Source organism: Flavivirga eckloniae, from assembly GCF_002886045.1.
Taxonomy (GTDB): domain Bacteria; phylum Bacteroidota; class Bacteroidia; order Flavobacteriales; family Flavobacteriaceae; genus Flavivirga; species Flavivirga eckloniae.
Window position 1 is genome coordinate 5,481,705 of record NZ_CP025791.1, and the last position, 21,929, is coordinate 5,503,633.

The window sequence follows — 21,929 nt, forward strand, 5'->3', positions numbered from 1 at the left end:
ATATGAGATTATGATTATAAAGGGAATTAAAAAGAAAAGTCTATTTATATATATGTGTTTCTTGGTTATAGCTAATAGCTATAGCCAAGAGTTACACGTACCTATATACACACAATATTTGGCAGAGAATAATTTTGTTGTTTCTCCTACTTACGCCGGTATTGGAGATAATTTAAAAGTTAGAGCCAATGGATTATCTCAATGGGTAGGTATTAAGGACGCTCCAAGAAATCAATCTTTCTATTCCGATTTTAGAATAGCGGATCGTTCTGGAATAGGCGTGTCTTTATATAATGATAGGAATGGCTTCACCAGACAGGCTGGTGCCAAATTTTCCTTTGCTCATCATCTCATCTTAGATTATTATGCCAAAATGTATTTATCGTTTGGTATTTCGTATAATATAAACAGTTTTAGAATCGATGTTGAAGAATTTCAACGCTTTGAGCAAAATACAGGTGTGTATATTGGCTCAGATATTACTGATGATAGGGCTACCATTAATAATAACTTTGATATAGGTTTATTGTACAGACTTAGAGGTTTTTATTTTAGTATTAATGCAAGTAATGTTTTGCCTAAAGATATAGATGAAGTTATTAGAACCCTAGAGCCGGATTTACTTTTAAACTTTCAAATATACTCAGGATATACATTTAGAGGTCCTAAAAAGAGTGGATTAGAATTCGAGCCCTCTGTTTATTATCAATTGTTTTCTAATGATAATAGATCAAGTACCGATATAAATTTTAAATTTAGAAAGTTTAATAGAAGAGAAGATTATTATTGGGCTGGAATATCGTACCGTTTCCTAAATGATCAATTTTTAAAGCCTTTAAATATTGGTCCCATGGTAGGTTTCAAAAAGTCCATTTTCTATATGGGTTACTCTTATCAAATAACTACGAATTCATTTTCTCCTTTTAATTCAGGAACACATATGGTTACTATAGGATTAGACTTTTTACGTGGTATTAGTAATTGTCCATGTACACAAAGTCCTGTTCATTAATTATATATTAATCCTGTCCTTAGAAAATTTAATTACATTTTATAAAACATAACAGGGACTATCTGAAAAAGAAATTACTTTTCAGATAGTCCCTTTTCTTTATAAAGAGCTATTTCTTCACATTTAAGAGCGTTTTTAAGATTCTTCAAGAATTATATTTCATTTTATTCAAAAGACCTTAAAAACCTTTAGAATGTCCTGTAAGTCTTCTTATCTTTTTATATTTTCAACAATATATTTTGTATGGGTGCAAGGCGACATAAATAATCATTAAAAATGCCACCCATATTCATATCAGGTTTGTATTAAGTATAGTTTTCTAAAACCCATCGGTATAACACTTAATTAAGGGAAAAATAATTTTAACATTTTATTAATAAGGGAGAATGGAAAGATATGCGTCATAACAGCATACTAATTAAAAAGAAACCAATGAATATTAAACAACAAGTTAAAGCAATTGCATTTTCACTTTTAGCAATAAGTGTAACCGCTTATTCGTATGCGCAAAGTACAAATCTAGACGCTTTGTTACCTATTGATCAAAGTGTTAAAAAAGGAGTGCTTCCCAATGGTTTAACCTATTATTTAAAAAGTACCGATGTTACTAAAAATGTAGCCAGTTACTATATTATACAAAATGTAGGTTCTGTTTTAGAAAATGACAATCAGCAGGGCTTAGCTCATTTTTTAGAGCATATGGCATTTAACGGTACCAAAAACTTCGAAGGAAAGGGCATCCTTAACACGATGCAAAAACACGGGTTGATTTTTGGAAAAGATATTAACGCCTATACCTCTTTCGATGAAACAGTATATAATATAAATAACATTCCAACAACACCAGAGCTTATAGATACGGGCTTGTTAGTACTTAACGATTGGTCTAACTATCTGTTGCTTACCGACGAAGAAATTGATGCTGAAAGGGGCGTTATAAAAGAAGAATGGCGTACCAGACAAAGTGGAGGTATGCGAATTTTCCAGAAGAATATAGGAGCTATGTTTAACGACTCTAAATATGCTAAACGTATGCCAATTGGATTAATGGATATCGTTGAGAATTTTGAGTACAAGGCTCTGCGCGATTTTTATCACGATTGGTATAGAACCGATTTACAGGCCATAGCCATTATTGGAGATATAGATGTAGATCAAGTAGAAGAAAAGATTAAAGCTTTATTCTCAAAAATACCAGCAGTAAAGAGTCCTAAAAAGCGTTTTGTTGTTGATATTCCAGAAAACGATGCGATGCTATATTCCATAGCTATGGATGAAGAAGTGGCTACATCAAATATAAGTTTAGCAATAAGGCACCCAAAACCTTTAAAAGAAGAAACAGTTGGTCACCTAAAAACCTCGTTGTTAAACAGTATGATAACCGGTATGTTGTCGGCAAGGATTAACGAAGTTTCTAAAAAACCAGAAGCTCCATTTTTGGCAGCACGTATAGGCTATTCAGATCATTCCAGAACAACAAAAGCATTTAACATTGAGATTTATCCAAAAGCAAACAAACAACATGATGCATTTAAATCTGTTTTAACAGAATTAAACAGGGCAGTAAAATTCGGTTTTACTAAAGCAGAGATAGACAGGACTATTATAGATTTTACAAGCTATTACGAAACCCAAATTAGCAAAAAAGATGATATGTCTCATAGTCAATTAGCTCAATCAATGAAGAATGACTATTTAGACAATGTTGCCATTACAGATATTGAAAAGGAATATGAAATTGTAAAAGCAATTTTCGATGCATTAAAACCAGAAGAAATTCATACGGCTCTTAAAAAGTTATATACAGACAAAAACAGAGCGTTAATTGTTACAGGAGTAAACGGGAACAATAACCTTACTAAAGAAGATGCGCTGAATATTATTAATGCTGTAGAAAATGACGCTTCTATTGAAGCTTATACGGATGAGTTCGGGGGTAAAACATTAATCTCTGGAATAACAATCAAAGACGGAGCTATTATTTCAGAAAAAGCAAATGAAGTATTAGAGTCAACAACCTTTACATTAAGCAATGGTATAAACGTACACTATAAATATGCTAATAAAAATGCAAACGAGGTAGAGTTACTAGCTAGCAGTTATGGAGGGACTTCGTTGTTAAACGATACCGATTTGCCTTCGGCGGATTTATTAGGTTATACAATACAAAATTCGGGATTAGGCGATTATTCTTCTACCGATCTCCCAAAAGTATTGGCAGGTAAAACGGCAAATACCGACATTGACCTTTCAGATTTATCAGAAAGCATCACCGGGTCGTCTGTAACCAAAGATACAGAAACCATGTTGCAGATGGTGTACCTTCGTTTTGTAAAGCCTCGATTTGATATAGACGGATTTAACGTTCTCATGCAAAATGTAGAAGATTATAAAATAAGAAGAAGTGAAAATATTAATGAGAAAATGAATGATAGCATGACGGTGACGTTGTATGGGACTAACCACCCGAAGCACCGCATATTCAATGACGATTTTATAAAGGATATTTCTTTTGATAAAATAAAGACTATTTATAACGATAGATTTGGTAATGCTGCCGACTTCGAATTTTTTATTGTAGGAGACATTAAAAAAGACGCTTTAAAACCTTTATTGGAAAAATACATAGCTAGTATACCTACCAATAAAGACAAAGAAAACTGGAAAGATAATTCTACACCTTGGCTTAGCGGAAAAATAGATAAAGATATTTTCCTTAAAATGGAAGATCCTAAAAGTTCGGTAAGAATTCAATATAAGAACGATTATAAGTATAGTTTAAAAAATGCCTTTGTAGCTAGTATATTAGGAGATATCTTAGATTTAAGATACACTGAAACCTTAAGAGAAGAAGAGGGTGGAACTTATGGGGCCAGTGCCAGTGCTAGTTTATCTAAAAGACCATCACAAAAAGCTTCAATAGCAGTAAGTTTTGACTGTAACCCAGATAAAGTAGAAACGCTAGTATCTATTGTACATAACGAAATAAACAAAATAGCCGAAGGGAATATCAATCAAGTAGATTTAGATAAAACCTTAACAAATTATTTAAAGGAGAGAAAGCAGCAAAAAGACTATAATAGTTATGAGATGCGTCTGCTAACACGTTTTTATCGCGAAGATTATAATATGAACGATCCAAAGAATTTTGAGGACATCATTAATAATATTACGACAAAAGATATTCAAAGCTTTGCTAAAGCCCTTTTAAAGGACGCTCAATCTTACGAAATAGTATTCAAACCTAAAGCATAAGAGTAGCGTTGTTCTATTAAATAAAATATAAAAACTATTGAGTACAGTATCTTTCTTAATACTTTTGTTTTAGTGTTGACACACGAGTTAGTCTAGCATAATAAAGAAAGATAACAAAGGGTTATTTTTTTAAAAAATAGCCCTTTTTAAAATACATAAAATATTATGAAAAAACTTATTCTTCTATTAGCGTTATGTTCTTTAGCCATAGGGAATTCTCAAATTTTTGAGCCAGTTAAGTGGACAACCTCGGTTGAGAAGATATCTAATACCGAATATAAATTAGTTTCGAAGGCTAGTATAGAAGCCGGTTGGCATCTATACTCGCAAGAAGTACCAGAAGGCGGCCCTGTTCCTACTACGTTTACTTATAACGATGAAAAAGGAGCTTTTAAAATAATAGGAAACACGTCAGAAGAGGAAGGCCATATCGTTGATGATCCTGTTTTTGAGATGAAAATTAAGTTTTTCGAAAAAAGCGCTGTATTTGAGCAAACTATAGAGGTTTTAGGAGATAAAAAATTGGTTAACGGAACTGTTGAGTTTATGGTTTGCGACGATACCAAATGCTTACCTCCAAAGGAAGTTGATTTGGTATTTAATTTACCAGTATCCGCCTCAAATACATCAGATACTAAAAATAACGAAAAAGTAAAAGAATCTCCTGTTGTTGCACAGAGTTCAGATGAATCACCCGCAGACAAACAAGACCATAAAAATAAAGCTGAAGATGCTTCGGTTGTTGAAGCTTCAGATAACACTAAGGACGCTTCTAAAGTTACTGTAAGTTCTGCCGATTCTTCTTCAAAGTCCAAGCCTAAAAAAGGGCTTTGGGGTATCTTTTTTATTGCCTTTTTATCCGGATTCGCAGCACTATTAACGCCATGTGTGTTTCCGATGATTCCAATGACGGTGAGTTTCTTTACCAAGCAAAGTAAAACTAAAGCTTCAGGTATTAGAAATGCGATTATTTATGGTATTTCAATTATAGTTATTTATGTATTACTAGGAAGCTTGGTTAGTCTGGTTTTTGGAGCAGATGCTCTCAATGCATTATCAACCAACGTTTGGTTTAACATAGCTTTCTTCTTGTTGCTATTAATATTTGCAGCATCATTTTTAGGTGCTTTCGAAATTATGTTGCCTAACTCTTGGGCAAATAAAGTAGATAGACAAGCAGACCGAGGAGGATTAATAGGTATTTTCTTTATGGCTCTAGCTTTAGCTATTGTTTCTTTTTCCTGTACAGGACCTATAGTTGGAACATTACTTGTAGAAGCAGCTACAGGCGGTAGTCAGGTTGGACCTATAATCGGGATGTTAGGATTCTCATTAGCTATAGCATTACCTTTCGCATTATTTGCTGCATTTCCAGGATGGTTAAATTCATTACCAAAATCTGGAGGATGGTTAAATACAGTAAAAGTAGTATTAGGTTTTTTAGAGTTAGCCTTAGCATTTAAATTTTTGTCGAATGCCGATCTAGTATTGCAATTACATTGGTTAGAGCGTGAAGTATTTTTAGCCATATGGATAGCTATATTTGGAGCATTAGCATTTTACCTTTTTGGAAAAATACAATTGCCACACGATTCGCCAATTACCCATATTTCAGTAGGTCGATTAAGTCTTGGCTTATTAGTGTTATCATTTACTATTTACATGATTCCAGGGCTTTGGGGAGCACCGCTAAATTTAATTAGTGCATTCCCACCACCACAACACTACAGTGAATCACCATATGGAGTTGGTTTTGCTAAAACAGGATCAGGATCTGCTTCAGCAGAAAATCATACAGATATACCCGAAGGCGCCCATTTAATGCCACCACATAATATTTTGGCTTTTAACGACTACGATAAAGGGTTAGCATACGCAAAAAAGGTTGGTAAACCTGTCATGATCGATTTTACTGGGCATGCCTGTGTTAATTGTAGAAAAATGGAACAAAACGTTTGGGTAAAACCTAAGGTGTTAGACATTCTTAAAAAAGATGTTGTTCTTATTTCATTATATGTAGATGATAAACGTAGACTAGAAGCAAACGAAGTTGTAGATTCAAAACTACGACCAGGAAAGAAGTTAAAGTACATAGGGCAAAAATGGAGCGAATTACAGACCATAAAATACAAAACAAATTCCCAGCCGTTTTATGTACTTATGGATCATAATGAAACTAATTTAATCGATCCTGTTGCTTATACACCAGATGTTGAAGAGTATTTTACATGGCTAAAAACAGGTGTTTCTAAGTTTAAATAGAGGTTAATTCTATTAATGAATAGGATAATATAAAGCACAATTATGATTAAGACATTAAGAAATATACTAGCCCCAACTGCCAAAAAATCACATCTTGAAGATTACTTTGAACCCTATAGGGAAAACATAGTTGGTATAGACGAATCCTTTGAATCGCCTTATGGCACAAAGAAAATTATATATGCCGATTGGACTGCAAGCGGAAGGTTGTACAGACCGATAGAAGAGAAGTTACTTAATGAGATAGGGCCTTTTGTGGCAAATACACATACCGAAACATCCATAACAGGCTCTGCGATGACTTTGGCTTATCATGATGCCAGAAACATTATTAAAAAGCATGTAAATGCATCAAGCGAAGATGTGCTTATAACCGTAGGAACTGGTATGACTGGAGCCATTAATAAGTTTCAGCGTATTTTAGGCTTAAAATTAAATGAAAACCTAAAAGACCATACACAGGTTCCTGAGGATTTAAGACCAATCATTTTTGTATCCCATATGGAGCATCATTCCAATCAGACCTCATGGTTAGAAACCATAGCTAAGGTTGAAGTGATTCCTTCAAATAAAGAAGGGCTACCTTGTGTAGAGAATTTGAAAAAACTTTTGGAAACATATAAAAGCTGTCCTATAAAAATAGCAGCCATAACGGGGTGTTCTAATGTAACTGGGATCAGAACTAACTATCATGAGGTTGCTAAGATCATGCACCAGAATAACGGCTTATGTTTTGTGGATTTTGCATGTTCTGCTCCTTACATTGATATAAATATGCATCCGGAAGATAAAGAATCTTACTTAGATGCCATTACATTTTCTCCTCACAAGTTTTTGGGAGGTCCAGGATCTTCAGGAGTATTAATCTTTAATAAAAAACTGTATAAAAACCTGGTTCCAGATAATCCCGGAGGAGGTACCGTATCGTATACCAATCCATGGGGCGATCATGATTATATTGATGATATTGAAACCAGAGAAGACGGTGGAACACCAGGATTTTTACAAGCTATAAAAATTGCGCTATCCATTCAGCTTAAAGAAAAAATGGGTGTGAAAAATATTCTGGATAGAGAGCATGAATTAAACGCTATAGTTTTTAAAAAGCTAAAAAACATAAAGAATTTAACCATATTGGCACCGGAGCATACAGATCGATTAGGCGTATTTTCTTTTTATATTGAAGATGTACACTATAATTTAGTTGTAAAGCTATTAAATGATCGTTTTGGGGTGCAAACCAGGGGCGGTTGTTCCTGTGCTGGAACTTATGGTCACTATTTGTTAAATGTTGATAAACCAACCTCAAAATCAATCGAACAAAAAATATTAGAAGGTTGTTTAATTGAGCGTCCGGGTTGGATAAGAATGTCCATTCATCCAACTATGACAAATGACGATATTCATTTTATCTGTGATGCTATAAAAGAAGTGGCCGAGAATTGTGAAACTTGGGCAAAAGATTACGAATACAACGCTGTAAAAAATGAGTTTATCCATAAAGGAAATCACAATGTTGAAAAAGAAATAACGCAAGAGTGGTTTAAACTATAAGTTTATAATTCCTGCGACCTTTACTGAAACATTTATCCTGAATTTAGTTCAAGAAGTTCAGCACAGGTTGCAGGAATGATAATTTCGTGTAAATTAGTGTAATTCGTGTATATCTATATATCCAAGCGAATTTAATTCACTTCATCAGATTTACTTGCCTGCCGGTTTCAAGATAAAATCAAAAACACTATGCAATATAGGATTCCTATTATGCCTATTCCAAACCATCGAAAGTGTCGTTTTCTGCTTTATTTTAGTTAACTCAATAAACTTTATCTGTTTGTTGTTCCTATCAATTAAAGACTTAGGAACGATAGAAACCCCAAAATTGCTTTCCACAAGCTTATAAATAGAGCTAGCATGAATCGTATTGTGAGATACTATAGGGGGGAAGCCGCTATCATCAAAAATCTGCATGACTTTCTCAAAATAAGTCGCACTATACTTAGGATCGAATAAAATAAAAGGCTCTTCCCTTAATTGATACAAGCCTTTAAAGTTTTCTTTATTTAATTTGTGATCATGAGGTAAAACCAAACAAAAATGTTCTTTTAAAATAGGTTTTATCTCCAACTCTTTTGGCACTCTATCTAAACGCACAAAACCTAAATCTAAATCGTAAGAAAGTAACCCTTCAATTTGCTTATGATTATCCATTTCCTTTAAATTAAAAATAACATCGGGATGCTCTTTTTTAAACGCGACCAGTAAACTTGGAATTATTTCTTGCATGGCAGACCCAACATAGCCAAATTTTAAATCACCCTTTTTCCCATCATTCAATAGTTTAGCATGATAAAACGTATGCTCTAAACGTTTTACGTTTAGAGATAACTCTGTTTTTAAATACTCACCAGCCTTAGTTAATATAACTTTCCTATTATGTCTTTCAAACAAAGAAACCCCTAGATCATCTTCCATTTGTTTAATCTGTCTGCTTAATCCGGGCTGAGAAATATACAACCGTTCAGCAGCTTTTCTAAAGTGTAAATCTTCGGCAACTGCCAAAAAATATTTAATATGTCTAAATTCTATTTGATAACTCATGGTTATTATTCAGTGATATAAATGATATTGTTGGTTATCAAAATTAAAAATAACTTTGCTATTCACCTAATTTTTATAATAATGACATTTAAGTACGGTATTGATAACTTAACAGTTACTAAGGTATTGGCTATTTCGAAAGGCGAAATAAAAGCAGTTATTACAGATGAGGCAAAACAAAAAGTAATTGCATGTAGAAAGAAGGTAGAAACCATGGCTGCTGGACAAAAAGCGGTTTATGGAATTAATACAGGGTTTGGTCCCTTGTGTGACGTTCAGATCACAAAGGAGGAAACTAATAAGCTACAGGAAAACCTGTTGATTACCCATGCAGTAGGAGTTGGAAATCCCATAGACAAAGAACTGTCTAAAATCATGATGATTTGTAAAGTACATGCCTTATGTCAAGGGTTTTCTGGAGTTCGATTAGAATTAATAGAACGAATTATATATTTCATTAATAACGATTTAATACCAGTGGTACCAGAACAAGGTTCGGTAGGTGCTTCGGGAGACTTAGCGCCGTTATCGCATTTATTCTTACCATTAATAGGAGAAGGAGAGTTTTGGACCGATAATAAAATTGAATCGGCAAAAATCGGATTAAAGGCCCATAAATTAAAACCTTTGGTACTACAAGCTAAAGAAGGTCTGGGATTAATTAATGGAACACAATTTATTTTAGCCCATACTATAGTGGGCTTAGATAAAATGAAATACTTACTAGATTTGGCCGATGTTGCCGGAGCTATGAGTATAGAGGGCTATCAGGGTAGTTCTGCACCTTTTAGAGATGAATTACATAAAATACGACCATTTAAGGGCTGTATTGAAGTTGCAGAAAGAATGTTTATGCTACTCTACAGGTCACAGAACGTAACCTCTCATGAAGATTGTAAACGTGTTCAAGACCCATATTCAATGCGTTGTATTCCACAGGTACATGGAGCATCCAGAAATGCTTATTACCATTTAAACGAATTGGCAGAAATAGAAATGAATGCCGTTACAGATAATCCGATTGTATTAAGTGAAACAGAAGCTATTTCGGGCGGGAACTTTCATGGACAACCTTTAGCCATGGCGCTGGATTATGCATCTATAGCCGCTTCAGAATTAGGTAATATTTCAGATAGACGTTGTTACCTTTTATTAGAAGGCAAATTCGGATTACCACGACTATTAACCACTGGAGGTGGATTAAATTCTGGCTTCATGATTCCGCAGTATACAACCGCAGCCTTAGTTACAGAAAATAAGTCATTATGCTTTCCGCCGTCTGCAGATAGTATTCCAACATCCTTAGGGCAAGAAGATCATGTGTCTATGGGAAGTATTTCCGGGCGTAAGTTCAATCAGATATTAGGAAATATCGATAAGATATTAGCCATTGAACTTATGTATGCTGCTCAGGCTTTAGAGTTTAGGAGACCAAATACATTCTCTGATATTATAGAAGAAAACTTCAAAATTATTAGAGAAAAAGTAGCTAAATTAGAGGAGGATAGACTATTAAAAGACGATATAGATGCCATGATTCTATTAGTTAAAAATCAAATATTTATTTTAAGGTAAAATAACAATGACGTTTCAAGATACTATATTACAAGGCATCCCTAAAGTTTTACCAGTTAAAAGAAATTACCCGACTGGTGCGAATAGGGCACCTAAGCGAAAGGACATTTTAACCATTGAAGAAAAACAATTAGCTATTAGAAATGCATTGCGTTATTTCCCTAAAGCGTGGCATGAAGCATTGGCTATTGAATTTGCAGAGGAGTTAAAAGAATACGGGCGAATTTATATGTATAGATTCAAGCCGGACTATAAAATGCATGCAAGATCAATTTCCGAATACCCAGCTAAATCGTTGCAAGCTGCAGCCATTATGCTCATGATTCAAAATAATCTGGATCCGTCGGTGGCGCAACACCCAGAGGAATTAATAACCTACGGGGGCAATGGCGCTGTGTTTCAAAACTGGGCGCAGTACCTTTTGGTCATGCAATATCTGGCGACCATGACAGACGAACAAACATTACACATATATTCGGGGCACCCTATGGGATTATTCCCTTCTTCGAAAAATGCTCCAAGAGTGATAGTAACTAATGGTATGATGATACCCAATTATTCGCAACCGGATGATTGGGAAAAGTTTAATGCTCTGGGCGTTACACAATATGGACAAATGACGGCAGGTTCTTTTATGTATATAGGACCACAAGGAATTGTTCACGGCACCACGATTACTGTTATGAATGCTTTTCGTAAAATTTTACCAAAAGACGAGTCACCTAAAGGAAAGATATTTTTGACTGCCGGACTAGGAGGGATGAGTGGGGCACAACCCAAAGCAGGAAATATAGCAGGTTGTATTACCATTTGCGCAGAAGTGAACCCTAAGGCAGCAACAAAGCGCTATGAACAAGGTTGGGTAGATGTTCTGGTTGATAATATGGCGGACTTAATCCTTAGAGTTAAGCAAGCCCAAGCCAGTAAGGAAGTAGTTTCTATAGCATTTATAGGAAATGTGGTTGATGTATGGGAGCGATTTGATAAAGAGCATATTTTTATTCATGTAGGTTCAGATCAAACATCGTTGCATATCCCTTGGACAGGTGGTTATTATCCGGTTGATGTATCATACGAAGAATCTAACCGACTCATTCGTGAAGAACCAGAAGTATTTAAAGAGAAAGTACAAACGTCGTTATGCAGACATGCAGCGGCAATAAATAACCATGTTATAAAAGGGACCTATTTTTTCGATTATGGTAATGCCTTTTTATTAGAATCATCTAGAGCGGGAGCAGATGTAATGGCAGAAAATGGTATAGATTTTAAATATCCATCCTATGTACAGGATATCTTAGGGCCTATGTGTTTTGACTATGGTTTTGGACCTTTCCGTTGGGTATGTACTTCTGGAAATCCAGAGGATTTAGATGAAACTGATGCTATAGCAGCTTCTGTTTTACAAGACATCATGGAAAGCGCACCCAAAGAAATTCGGTTGCAAATGCAGGACAATATCACCTGGATTAAAAATGCCAAGAAAAATAAAATGGTTGTAGGCTCACAAGCTCGTATCTTGTATGCCGATGCCGAAGGACGCTCTAAAATTGCAGAAGCATTTAATAATGCTATAGCTGCGGGTAAAATTGGTCCTGTAGTTTTAGGAAGGGATCACCACGATGTAAGTGGAACAGATTCGCCTTTTAGGGAAACATCCAATATTTACGATGGCAGCAAATTTACGGCAGACATGGCAATTCATAATGTTATTGGCGATAGTTTTAGAGGTGCTACATGGGTATCAATTCATAATGGCGGTGGCGTAGGTTGGGGCGAAGTGATGAATGGCGGTTTTGGGATGTTGCTAGATGGAACCAAAGAAGCCGAAACCCGTTTAAAAAGTATGCTATTCTACGATGTAAACAACGGTATTGCCCGTAGAAGCTGGGCAAGAAATAATGAAGCTATCTTTGCCATAAAGCGTGAGATGGAAAGAACACCTAATTTAAAAGTAACACTTCCAAATTTAGTAGACGATAACCTTCTTAACAATCTGTTTTAATGGCTACCTTATTTAAAAACATAAAAGAACTCATACAAGTACGTACAGAACCCATCTCATTTGTTTCTGGAAAAGCTATGAGCGAATTACCAACCATAAAAAATGCTTTTTTAATTGTTGAGAATGGATTGATTTCTGATTTTGGAACCATGGATACTTGTCCCGATTCCAATTTCTCTGAGGTTGTAGACGCTACCGGAAGGATGATTTTACCATCATGGTGCGATTCCCATACACACATTGTTTATGCAGGTAATCGCGAAGGGGAATTTGTAGGCCGAATAAAAGGATTGTCTTATGAAGAAATAGCTGCCAATGGTGGTGGTATTTTAAATTCGGCTAAAACATTACAAGAAACATCGGAAGAAGAACTCTATCAACAAAGTAAAGACCGTTTAGAAGACGTTATTCAATTGGGAACAGGAGCTGTAGAGATTAAATCCGGATATGGTTTAACGGTAGATGCGGAATTAAAAATGTTACGGGTTATTAAACGTTTAAAAGAAAACTATCCTGTTGCTGTTAAAGCTACTTTTTTAGGAGCACATGCCGTCCCTGTAGAATACAAAGGCAATAAAGAAGCTTATTTGAAATTACTGATAGATGAGGCACTTCCTAAGATAACTAAAGAAAACTTAGCAGAATACATCGATATATTTTGCGAGACAGGTTACTTTTCTGTTGCCGACACAGAATTAATTCTAGAAGCAGGTAAAACGTATGGACTGATACCAAAAATTCATGTTAATCAATTTACGGCAATTGGAGGTGTACAATCAGGCGTAAAGTATAACGCGTTGTCTGTAGATCATTTAGAAGCCATGAGAGACGAAGATATTGAAGCCTTAAAAGGAACACAAACGATGCCTGTAGCGCTACCGAGCTGTTCTTATTTTTTAAGTATTCCGTATACACCAGCTCGTAAGATGATAGATGCTGGATTACCATTAGCATTAGCGACAGATTATAACCCGGGGTCTACACCATCGGGTAATATGAATTTTGTGGTGTCTACTGCCTGTATAAAAATGAAGATGGCTCCAGAAGAAGCGATTAACGCAGCAACTTTAAATGGTGCTTACGCCATGGGGTTAGAAGATAAAGTAGGCTCAATAACCAAAGGGAAACAGGCTAATTTAATACTTACCAAACCAATCAACTCTTTCGGGTTTATTCCTTATTCGTTTGGAATGAATCAGATTGATAAAGTGTATTTAAAAGGTAAAGAATTTTTTGTTTAAAATAGGGTTCAGCTGATTAATACTATTTTTTTTTGATTTACAACAAGCGTTGCAAAATATTAGTTAAGTCCTTTCGTATAAATGGTTTTTCAAGAAAGGCATCCATTCCGTTATCCATACATTGTTCAATATCCTCCTGAAAAGTATTGGCTGTTAGAGCAATAATCCTAACAGGATCTTCTATATTTGCCCTTTTTTCCGATGCTCTTATTTTTATAGTTGCTTCTATACCATCCATTACTGGCATCCTGATATCCATTAATATGACATCGAATTTATTTTTTTTAAATAAATTAACGGCTTCCAGACCGTTTTTTGCCACTTCAACGTGTGATGATAATTTGCTAAGAACGATTTGAGCTACTTTAATGTTTATTAAGTTGTCTTCCACAATAAGAAACCGCTTGTTTTTATACATTTCAAGATGGTTTTCATCTTCGGGAGTTTCAATTTTTTTTTGTTTTTGTTGCATGCCCAAAACTTTTAGAAGAACATTCAACAGTTGATTCATTTTTATGGGTTTGTTCAGTCCGGTTTCAAAACCAATCTTTTTCATTTCCTTTAATGATATAGCGTCGGTTATTGAGGATAATAAGATCAATTTTAAATTACTAGTTCGTTTATCTGATTTAATTCGTTTTGCCAGTTCTTTTCCATTCATGTAAGGCATTTGATAATCAAGTAAAACCAGATCTATTGGGTTACTAGCTACAAAGGATTGCTTTTTTAAAAAAGAAAGTGCCTCATGGCTACTGCTAAATTCAGAGACTTTAACTTGCCAGGTTTCAAGATAGTTTCTAAATATTAATCTATTGGTTTCATTATCATCTACAATAACAATATGCTTTTTACGAAGTTGTTCCTTTCCTAAAAACATATTATTCTTTTTAGTAGCTTTTGAAACATGAAACTTAGCTGTAAAAAAGAATGTTGAGCCTTCTTTGATGGAACTTTCAAGACTCAATTCACCTCCCATTTGTGTAACCAATAACTGTGAAATAGCCAACCCAAGACCTGTGCCACCATATTTTCTGGTTGTTGAAGGATCTACTTGGGAAAACGATTTAAATATTTTTGTTTGATCTTTTTTTGTTACACCTATACCGGAATCTTTAATTTTGAATTGAATTTCATGTTTCCCCTTGTTTTTTCCAATATAATCAACATGAATAACCACTTCGCCTTTCGAGGTAAATTTTATGGCATTATTCACAAGGTTGGTAATAATTTGTTTTAAACGGATGTAATCTCCTCCAACTAGTTTAGGTGTTTTAGGATCTACATATGCTAATAGGTCAATTGATTTTTCTGTGGCATGAACTACGTGAATATCTGCAACTTCCTCTATAACGTTTCTAATATTAACAGGGATGATTTCTAGCTCCATTTTACCTGTTTCTATTTTTGAGAAATCTAAAATGTCATTAATAAGTGCTAGCAAGGTTTGTCCCGATTTCATGATGATATCGAGGTATTCCGCTTGAATCGGTTTGAGTTTCGATTTACCCAGTATATCGGCCATACCAATTATACCATTCATGGGTGTTCTAATTTCATGAGACATGTTGGCAAGAAACAAACTTTTAGCTTTGTTAGCCGCTTCTGCTTTCTTTTTGGCTTCTAAAAGACGTTGTTTGGTTTGTTCCTGTAGCGTTACGTCTCTCGAAATTCCAACTAGTCCTGTAGCTTGGGAGTTATCGAATTTTATTGGAACTTTGGTCGATGAGAACCAGATAGTTTTCTTATTTTGAAATTTAAGTTTTTCTACCTTGTTTATTATTTCTGAGCCATTTACAACAATTTCTAGATCCTCTTCTTGAATTTCTTTTGCAGTTACTTTGTCAAGAAGGTCAGAATCGGTCATTCCTATTACTTCGTCCATACCTACTTTAAAGAATTTTGAAAAAGCTTTATTTACACGGATATATTTTAAATCTGCGTCTTTAAAATAGATAAGGTCAGGAACATTATCCATAAGCACCTGTAAAAGTTCCTGTTCCTTTTCAAGTTTTTCTCCTAATTTTTTCTGTTCTGTGAAATCATTTGTAATACCAACTATCCCCATGACCTCATTTTGATTATTAAAAAAGGGGATTTTAGTTGTCATTTCCCAAAACCGTTGACCATGTTTAAAAAAACTCTCTAGCTTGTTTAAAATAGGAGTTCCTTCTCTTATAATATTTTGCTCATCTTCAAAAGCTTCTTTAGCATGAACAGGTCCAAAAAAATCGAAATCGGTTTTTCCATACATTTCTTCAGGTGAACAAAGACCAAATAATTTAGCTAGTGCCATATTAGATCTAATAAATCGAGAATTTTTATCTTTAAAGTAAATGCGACTGGGCATATTGTTCATTAACAGATCTAAAAACCCTTTTTCTTTACGCAATTCTTCTACTTCATTATATTCTTTTGTGATATCTCTTGAGATACCAAATAAACCTATACAATTTCCATTGGTATCCATTAAAGGAACTTTCGTTGCCTTTACATATTTTTTACCTTTGGATGTATCAATAACCTCTAGCTTATTTATTAATGGAATACCACTATCCATAAGTGCTTGTTCGTCATTGAAAGCTTCTTTACATTGATTTAAACCAAAGAAATCTGCATCGCATTTCCCAACTGCTTGTTCTGTGGTATCAACGCCTAAAGCAACAGCCTGAACATGATTGACTTTTATAAATTTTGAAGCTCTATCTTTAAAATAAATGGCATCAGGTATGTTATCCATTAGAAGATTAAAAAAATGTAAGCTTTCTTCCAACGTATCTCTTTTAATTTCATTTTTAGTATGCTCTACTACCTCCATTTGCATAACGATCTCTCCATTATTATTTCTAATAGGAATCTTGTTTTTGTAAATAAACTGTAAAGCTTCAGTATTGCCTATGTATTGCTCCTTATGATCTAATTTTTCTAAAATGCTTTGAAACAAAACCAAATTTTTATTAACCAAATTTAGTTTTGTAAACAATTTAAGAAGCTCTGTTTTATTAAACTTGTCTGGTAGACTATAAACTTGCAAAGTTGGTGTTTTTGGTATATTGAACTTTCCAGAAATAATAATTGGTATTTGATGATTTGCCTTATTAGTGAAAATACAATTTAAGATTGCATCACTAAACTCGACCCCTTTTAATAACAAAGCATCAGGTTTTTTTTGCTTGATTGCTGTTTTTAATAATTCTATTTCACTGAAATAACAATAGGTTACACTATTAAATTCTTGTAACAATTGTAGCAGATCCTCAAAATTAGAGCTACAATACACAAAAAGTCTTTTCATTTTTTATGAATTAAAGTTATTAGCTTTAAAAAGTAGTTTACTACATTTTAGATTTGGACTTAACTTTATTTTGAGATGTTTAATCCCATTTTATGCTTAGTGCTTATATGTAGTTAAAATGGAGAGAGTTTTAAGTTTACTTTTCTATCTAATATAATAGAACATATATACTCGCTTGGATCTTTAGATTACATAATAATGAGTATTGCTAATACATTTTATGTATAAGTTTTTAAACTAATCAACCAAGAAACGTTAAAGTATAAATATAAGTAATAGTTTTTATTTTGTAGCTGTAGTATTCAAAAAAAATAAGATTTTTCTTATTTTTAAACAATTGGATTTTTTTAAGTAAAAGAGTAATTAAGTAATCTCATGCTCTGTCAACATGACAAAATACTGTTTAGAAGTAATATATATGTTGCTATCTGTTTTAATTCATGTTAATTGTAATGAAGTCTACTTCTCAACAACTTCAATCTCAAATAACTTATCCCAATGCTTACCAGTTACAAAAATAGTATTGGTTTTAGTGTTATAAGCGATACCATTGAGCACATCTAATTTTTCATGTTGCTTTACTAGCTTTTTAAGCGGAGAAAAATTGATAACACCAGTAACAGCACCATTTTTAGGATTAATAATGGCAACACCATCTTTTTGATAGCGATTGGCATAAATTTTACCGTCTATCCATTCCATTTCATTTATACCAATAATCTTTCCTTTATTGGTAAACACTTGAATAAATGATTCTTCAGCTAAAGTTTCTGGGTTTAAAAGCCATATTTTTTCGGTACCATCGCTCTTATAAATAGTGCTTTCGTTATTACATAAACCCCAGCCTTCTTTACTGTTTCCGTATTTAAAACTGCTTATTTTATCAAACGAATTCACATCATAAACAAAACCAGTATCCTCTCGCCATGTCAACTGAAATATTTTATCGTTTAAGATGGTAAGTCCTTCACCAAAATATTCATCAGACAGATTAATGTTTTTAATGATGTTACCTGTTCTGTAATCAATTTTTCTAAGCTTGGATTCTTTATACTGCCCAGTACTTTCATAAAGCGTATCATTAAAAAACTCAATCCCTTGGGTGTACGATGTTATGTCGTGCGGATATTCATTTATAACCTTATAGCTATACACTTTTGGAGGCTCATTATTCAATATAGTAATGGCTGTAGTAACCGTTTCTTTTTCGCTGTTAAAATATACGGTAGCTTCTATGGTTTGTTTACCTAATTTAGAATTATTTAATTGAAAATTGTCACTAATCTTTTTACCATCTAAAGTATAAGAAACAGAATCAATAACATGATTGCGTTTGTTTTTTAGGGAGATTGATAATACTTTATCGCTAGAAATATCTCCTTTATTTGCATTAGTTATAATAGAAAATCCACTTTTTTTCTTTCCGTTACCAGGTCCACAAGAAATAATTAATCCAGCTAAAAATATGATTAATAAGTGTTTGAATGTTTTCATTGCTAATTTTTAATTTGAAGCAAGATATTTATTTAAAATCAGTTTAAAAAATCATTGCGAAACTTTTAAAAGATTGTATCTTTGCACCCGGCAAGTCCTACACAACCAGCTCCTGTAGAATCCTCCAGGTCGGGAACGAAGCAAAGGTATATGGTCGTAGCGGTGTGATGTAGGTAGCTTGCCTTTTTTTATGCAATAAATTTAAATCTTGAACGCTTATGCTAATCAAGATTTTTTAGTTTAATGTATTCCCTTCAAGATGGGAATCTTTTAATTATAATTGTATTTTTAGCCTCTCAATTATTTTAAAAATATGTCTAAAGTCGTTTTAATTACAGGCGGTTCCTCAGGAATCGGAAAATCTATTGGAGAATTCTTAATCGAAAAAAATTTTACAGTTTACGGAACCAGTAGAAACCCAGACAAATATAAAGATAGCAGGTTTCCTATTTTGGCATTAGATGTTAAGGATAACAATACGATAGTTAATACAGTTAACACCATTATAGAAAAAGAAGATAAACTGGATGTTGTTATAAATAATGCAGGTGCTGGTATTACCGGACCTATAGAGGAAATACCAGAGGAAGAAATCAAGAATAATTTTGACACCAATTTTTTTGGACCTATTAATGTTATTAAAGCGGTTTTGCCTCAAATGCGCAAACAGCAATCGGGATTAATTATAAACATAACCTCTATTGCAGGCTATATGGGCTTGCCATATCGTGGTATTTATAGTGCAAGCAAAGGTGCTTTGGAGCTGTTAACAGAAGCTTTTAGAATGGAACTTAAAGGGTTTAATATTAACATGACTAATGTGGCACCTGGTGATTTTGCAACCAATATTGCTGCAGGACGTTATCACGCGCCACTTCTTGAAGATTCTCCTTATAAAAAATCTTATGGTAATACTTTGAGTTTAATGGATGAACATGTAGACAATGGAAGTAATCCAAATATAATGGCACAGGCTGTGTATAAAATTATTAATACCAATAACCCCAAAGTGCATTATAAAGTAGGGGAGTTCATGCAAAAGTTTTCTATAGTTTTAAAACGAATTTTACCAGACAAGGTTTATGAAAAACTTTTAATGAACCATTATAAGCTTTAAAACTTTTCGGCATGTTCTTTGATATTATTGTTTCAAAATAAAAAAAATGAAACGATACATACTTATTATTCTCTTAGTTTCCTTTTTCTCTCTTAGTGGTTGTGACGACGTTTTAGATTGTATTGTTAACGTAAGACCAGAACTGCATGACAAAGACTTAAGTGTTGGACTTGTAGATGAATATTATTCAGACTTTATTTCGGCAGAAATAAAGAATGAAGTAAACGATAATGCTTACGATTACTATTTTGACGTTTCTGGAAGATTACCAGAAGGGATAGAAGTTTTCTACAACAGGCATAGGGAGGTTCTTTTTAAAGGTGTTCCAAAAGAATCTGGACGATTTGCCATTAGGGTTTTCTTAGAGGTTGTACCTCATTATGATCCATATGAAGATGATAGAGTTAATGGACCATTATGTACAGACGAAACCTCTAGAACGTATACACTATATATCGATTAAAAAAGGAATTGACTTAGTTTAGTAATTCTAAAAGTTGTTTCTCGAATTTTACAGAAAAAATGTTCGCATTGTTATGAGCTATTTTCTTGTTTTTGTCTACTATTATAGCTTTTGTTATTGGGTGAATAGCTAGAGTTTTGTTAGCTTCCTCAGGGTTTTTAAACATGTATTCATTATCAAAAGCAAAGCGGTTCACTTTTAACGACTTTTTAGATTTTTCTACGCCGTAATCATCAATGTTGATAACAACAAAAGTAACTTCGGGGAATTTTCTTTTTAGCTTTTTAATCTCGTTATGGCATTTTTTAAAGTGTTTATAAAACGTATGAGACCAAAAACAAATTACAGTAGGAGCTTTTATAATCGAATTCATATCAGATGCTTCACTATTATAATTTATAAGCTCAACGTTAGGTATAGTAGAGCCATTTTTTAAGTTATACAAAGCGTTAACAAAACTTGTTAACAGTTCTTTGTCTTTTTCATTTTTGCTTTTGCTTAAAAAAGATTTTAAAATAGCTTTATTGTTCTCTACTTTTTTATTGTTCGATATAAAATTTATGGCAAACCCATAAAGCAGATCGTCTTTAATAGAAGTGTTTGTAATAACACTATCTATAAGTTTTAATCTATCTAAATTATAACATAAGGAATATCGGTTAAAATGCGATTCGCCGCAATTTATAGTATGTCGTGTTAAAGACATATTACTAAGGCTATATTTTAAAAACGTATTGTACTTATAGTAACTGCTGGTTAGATTATCATTATAACTTATGTTTTTTCTATAATCGTAAAAGTCCTCTGGAAGCGATTTTAAAATCGCTTTTTTATTCTTACCATAATGCACAAACGGATACACTTCTTTACTAGAATAATAACCATAGTCTATATTGGTTTGCGCAATTTTTTTAAATAGCGGAGAAGGGTTGTATTTGTTTTTAAAAGCATCAAACTTTTTAATCTTTATGGCTTTTATGGAATCTATACGGTTTTGGTAAATGGTGGGTGTTAATTGGCAAAGCTTAAAAATATATTTTTCTTCAAGCTCGTTTTCTAAATACTCATTTATTAAATAATTATTTTTTTTAGCGCCTTTACCAGTAAAAACAAGCGACTCATCAAAGTCCAAAGTGTTTAACCTAAAAAGAATACTATCCTGAGGTTCTAACAATATCATTTGATATTCATTGCCATGCCTAAATGAGTATAACCCAGTTTCTAAATCGTTAACCTTATACAAAAATCTATTTCTACCGTCTAGTATTATAGTATCAATAGTTGTTTCAGATTTAAATAACACCACATAATTGGCTGTAGGGTTAATAATTTCCCCACCAAAATATGCATAATTAGTCTCCTTATCACTTTTATGTTCTTTACAATTTAAAAGTGTTAGTAGAGCTAATAATATTGAAAAATATAATTTCATAAAATCCCCCTAATCATATTAAAACAATTAATATATATTACTATACAAAAATATAGGTTGTATTTATAAAGAGCTGTTAATGCGTTGTTAAATATTGATGTAACTGGGCGTAGGAAAATCTTTTGCATAAAAAAGAGCGTATCTAAGTTTCATTGTACCATTAGAATTCTCTACTTTTGC

13 protein-coding genes and 1 other RNA gene are annotated in these 21,929 nt (G+C 33.4%); 10 read left to right on the forward strand and 4 right to left on the reverse strand.

The features are described from left to right. Positions 1–10 precede the first annotated feature (10 nt). The 4 genes from C1H87_RS22545 to C1H87_RS22560 all read left to right on the forward strand — a co-directional run bounded on the left by C1H87_RS22545 (position 11) and on the right by C1H87_RS22560 (position 8,083). Positions 11–1,012, forward strand: coding sequence for a PorP/SprF family type IX secretion system membrane protein (locus tag C1H87_RS22545; RefSeq protein ID WP_102757989.1), 1,002 nt, complete (start codon positions 11–13; stop codon positions 1,010–1,012). A gap of 432 nt (positions 1,013–1,444) precedes the next feature. After that, positions 1,445–4,267, forward strand: a complete 2,823-nt coding sequence (locus C1H87_RS22550; protein ID WP_102758370.1) for a M16 family metallopeptidase — start codon at positions 1,445–1,447, stop codon at positions 4,265–4,267. Between the two features lie 165 nt (positions 4,268–4,432). Then, on the forward strand, positions 4,433–6,529 hold the full coding sequence (locus tag C1H87_RS22555) for a protein-disulfide reductase DsbD family protein (protein ID WP_102757990.1): 2,097 nt from the start codon (positions 4,433–4,435) through the stop codon (positions 6,527–6,529). A gap of 42 nt (positions 6,530–6,571) precedes the next feature. Beyond that, positions 6,572–8,083, forward strand: coding sequence for an aminotransferase class V-fold PLP-dependent enzyme (locus tag C1H87_RS22560; RefSeq protein WP_102757991.1), 1,512 nt, complete (start codon positions 6,572–6,574; stop codon positions 8,081–8,083). A 150-nt stretch (positions 8,084–8,233) separates the two neighbouring features. Here C1H87_RS22560 and C1H87_RS22565 read toward each other — a convergent pair whose 3' ends face one another. Further along, positions 8,234–9,130, reverse strand: coding sequence for a LysR family transcriptional regulator (locus C1H87_RS22565; protein ID WP_102757992.1), 897 nt, complete (start codon positions 9,128–9,130; stop codon positions 8,234–8,236). 81 nt (positions 9,131–9,211) lie between these two features. Between C1H87_RS22565 and hutH the strand changes: the two genes are divergently transcribed. From hutH to hutI, 3 genes are read left to right on the forward strand one after another with little or no spacing between them, the layout of a single operon-like run. After that, positions 9,212–10,705, forward strand: a complete 1,494-nt coding sequence (gene hutH, locus C1H87_RS22570) for a histidine ammonia-lyase (protein ID WP_102757993.1) — start codon at positions 9,212–9,214, stop codon at positions 10,703–10,705. A 7-nt stretch (positions 10,706–10,712) separates the two neighbouring features. After that, complete coding sequence (locus C1H87_RS22575; protein ID WP_102757994.1) at positions 10,713–12,710, forward strand: urocanate hydratase; 1,998 nt, start codon at positions 10,713–10,715, stop codon at positions 12,708–12,710. Next, a complete protein-coding gene (gene hutI, locus C1H87_RS22580; protein ID WP_102757995.1) occupies positions 12,710–13,951 on the forward strand; it encodes an imidazolonepropionase in 1,242 nt (413 codons plus the stop codon). The genes C1H87_RS22575 and hutI overlap by 1 nt, the downstream gene beginning before the upstream one ends. A 37-nt stretch (positions 13,952–13,988) precedes the next feature. Here the strand turns inward: hutI and C1H87_RS22585 are convergent, their stop codons facing one another. Both C1H87_RS22585 and C1H87_RS22590 read right to left on the reverse strand, forming a co-directional pair. After that, complete coding sequence (locus tag C1H87_RS22585; protein ID WP_102757996.1) at positions 13,989–17,243, reverse strand: PAS domain-containing hybrid sensor histidine kinase/response regulator; 3,255 nt, start codon at positions 17,241–17,243, stop codon at positions 13,989–13,991. Positions 17,244–17,702: 459 nt separating this feature from the next. Then, complete coding sequence (locus C1H87_RS22590) at positions 17,703–18,737, reverse strand: glutaminyl-peptide cyclotransferase (RefSeq protein WP_102757997.1); 1,035 nt, start codon at positions 18,735–18,737, stop codon at positions 17,703–17,705. 88 nt (positions 18,738–18,825) lie between these two features. Here C1H87_RS22590 and ffs point away from each other — a divergent pair. The 3 genes from ffs to C1H87_RS22605 all read left to right on the forward strand — a co-directional run bounded on the left by ffs (position 18,826) and on the right by C1H87_RS22605 (position 20,317). Then, positions 18,826–18,924, forward strand: an RNA gene (gene ffs, locus C1H87_RS22595) — signal recognition particle sRNA small type. Positions 18,925–19,050: 126 nt separating this feature from the next. Continuing rightward, a complete protein-coding gene (locus C1H87_RS22600; RefSeq protein WP_102757998.1) occupies positions 19,051–19,854 on the forward strand; it encodes an SDR family oxidoreductase in 804 nt (267 codons plus the stop codon). A 46-nt stretch (positions 19,855–19,900) separates the two neighbouring features. Further along, positions 19,901–20,317 carry a hypothetical protein gene (locus C1H87_RS22605; RefSeq protein WP_102757999.1) on the forward strand — a complete coding sequence of 139 codons (417 nt, stop codon included), beginning with the start codon at positions 19,901–19,903 and terminating at the stop codon, positions 20,315–20,317. Between the two features lie 13 nt (positions 20,318–20,330). Here the strand turns inward: C1H87_RS22605 and C1H87_RS22610 are convergent, their stop codons facing one another. Next, on the reverse strand, positions 20,331–21,749 hold the full coding sequence (locus C1H87_RS22610; RefSeq protein ID WP_102758000.1) for a TlpA family protein disulfide reductase: 1,419 nt from the start codon (positions 21,747–21,749) through the stop codon (positions 20,331–20,333). Positions 21,750–21,929: the final 180 nt, after the last annotated feature.

What these genes read in the sequence shown, in the direction of transcription:
- hutI (WP_102757995.1), top strand. Translation starts at nt 12,710, where the DNA reads ATGGCTACCTTATTTAAAAACATAAAAGAACTCATACAAGTACGTACA.
- C1H87_RS22560 (WP_102757991.1), top strand. Translation starts at nt 6,572, where the DNA reads ATGATTAAGACATTAAGAAATATACTAGCCCCAACTGCCAAAAAATCA.
- C1H87_RS22555 (WP_102757990.1), top strand. Translation starts at nt 4,433, where the DNA reads ATGAAAAAACTTATTCTTCTATTAGCGTTATGTTCTTTAGCCATAGGG.
- C1H87_RS22565 (WP_102757992.1), bottom strand. Translation starts at nt 9,130, where the DNA reads ATGAGTTATCAAATAGAATTTAGACATATTAAATATTTTTTGGCAGTT.
- C1H87_RS22545 (WP_102757989.1), top strand. Translation starts at nt 11, where the DNA reads ATGATTATAAAGGGAATTAAAAAGAAAAGTCTATTTATATATATGTGT.
- C1H87_RS22590 (WP_102757997.1), bottom strand. Translation starts at nt 18,737, where the DNA reads ATGAAAACATTCAAACACTTATTAATCATATTTTTAGCTGGATTAATT.
- hutH (WP_102757993.1), top strand. Translation starts at nt 9,212, where the DNA reads ATGACATTTAAGTACGGTATTGATAACTTAACAGTTACTAAGGTATTG.
- C1H87_RS22600 (WP_102757998.1), top strand. Translation starts at nt 19,051, where the DNA reads ATGTCTAAAGTCGTTTTAATTACAGGCGGTTCCTCAGGAATCGGAAAA.
- C1H87_RS22550 (WP_102758370.1), top strand. Translation starts at nt 1,445, where the DNA reads ATGAATATTAAACAACAAGTTAAAGCAATTGCATTTTCACTTTTAGCA.
- C1H87_RS22610 (WP_102758000.1), bottom strand. Translation starts at nt 21,749, where the DNA reads ATGAAATTATATTTTTCAATATTATTAGCTCTACTAACACTTTTAAAT.
- C1H87_RS22575 (WP_102757994.1), top strand. Translation starts at nt 10,713, where the DNA reads ATGACGTTTCAAGATACTATATTACAAGGCATCCCTAAAGTTTTACCA.
- C1H87_RS22585 (WP_102757996.1), bottom strand. Translation starts at nt 17,243, where the DNA reads ATGAAAAGACTTTTTGTGTATTGTAGCTCTAATTTTGAGGATCTGCTA.
- C1H87_RS22605 (WP_102757999.1), top strand. Translation starts at nt 19,901, where the DNA reads ATGAAACGATACATACTTATTATTCTCTTAGTTTCCTTTTTCTCTCTT.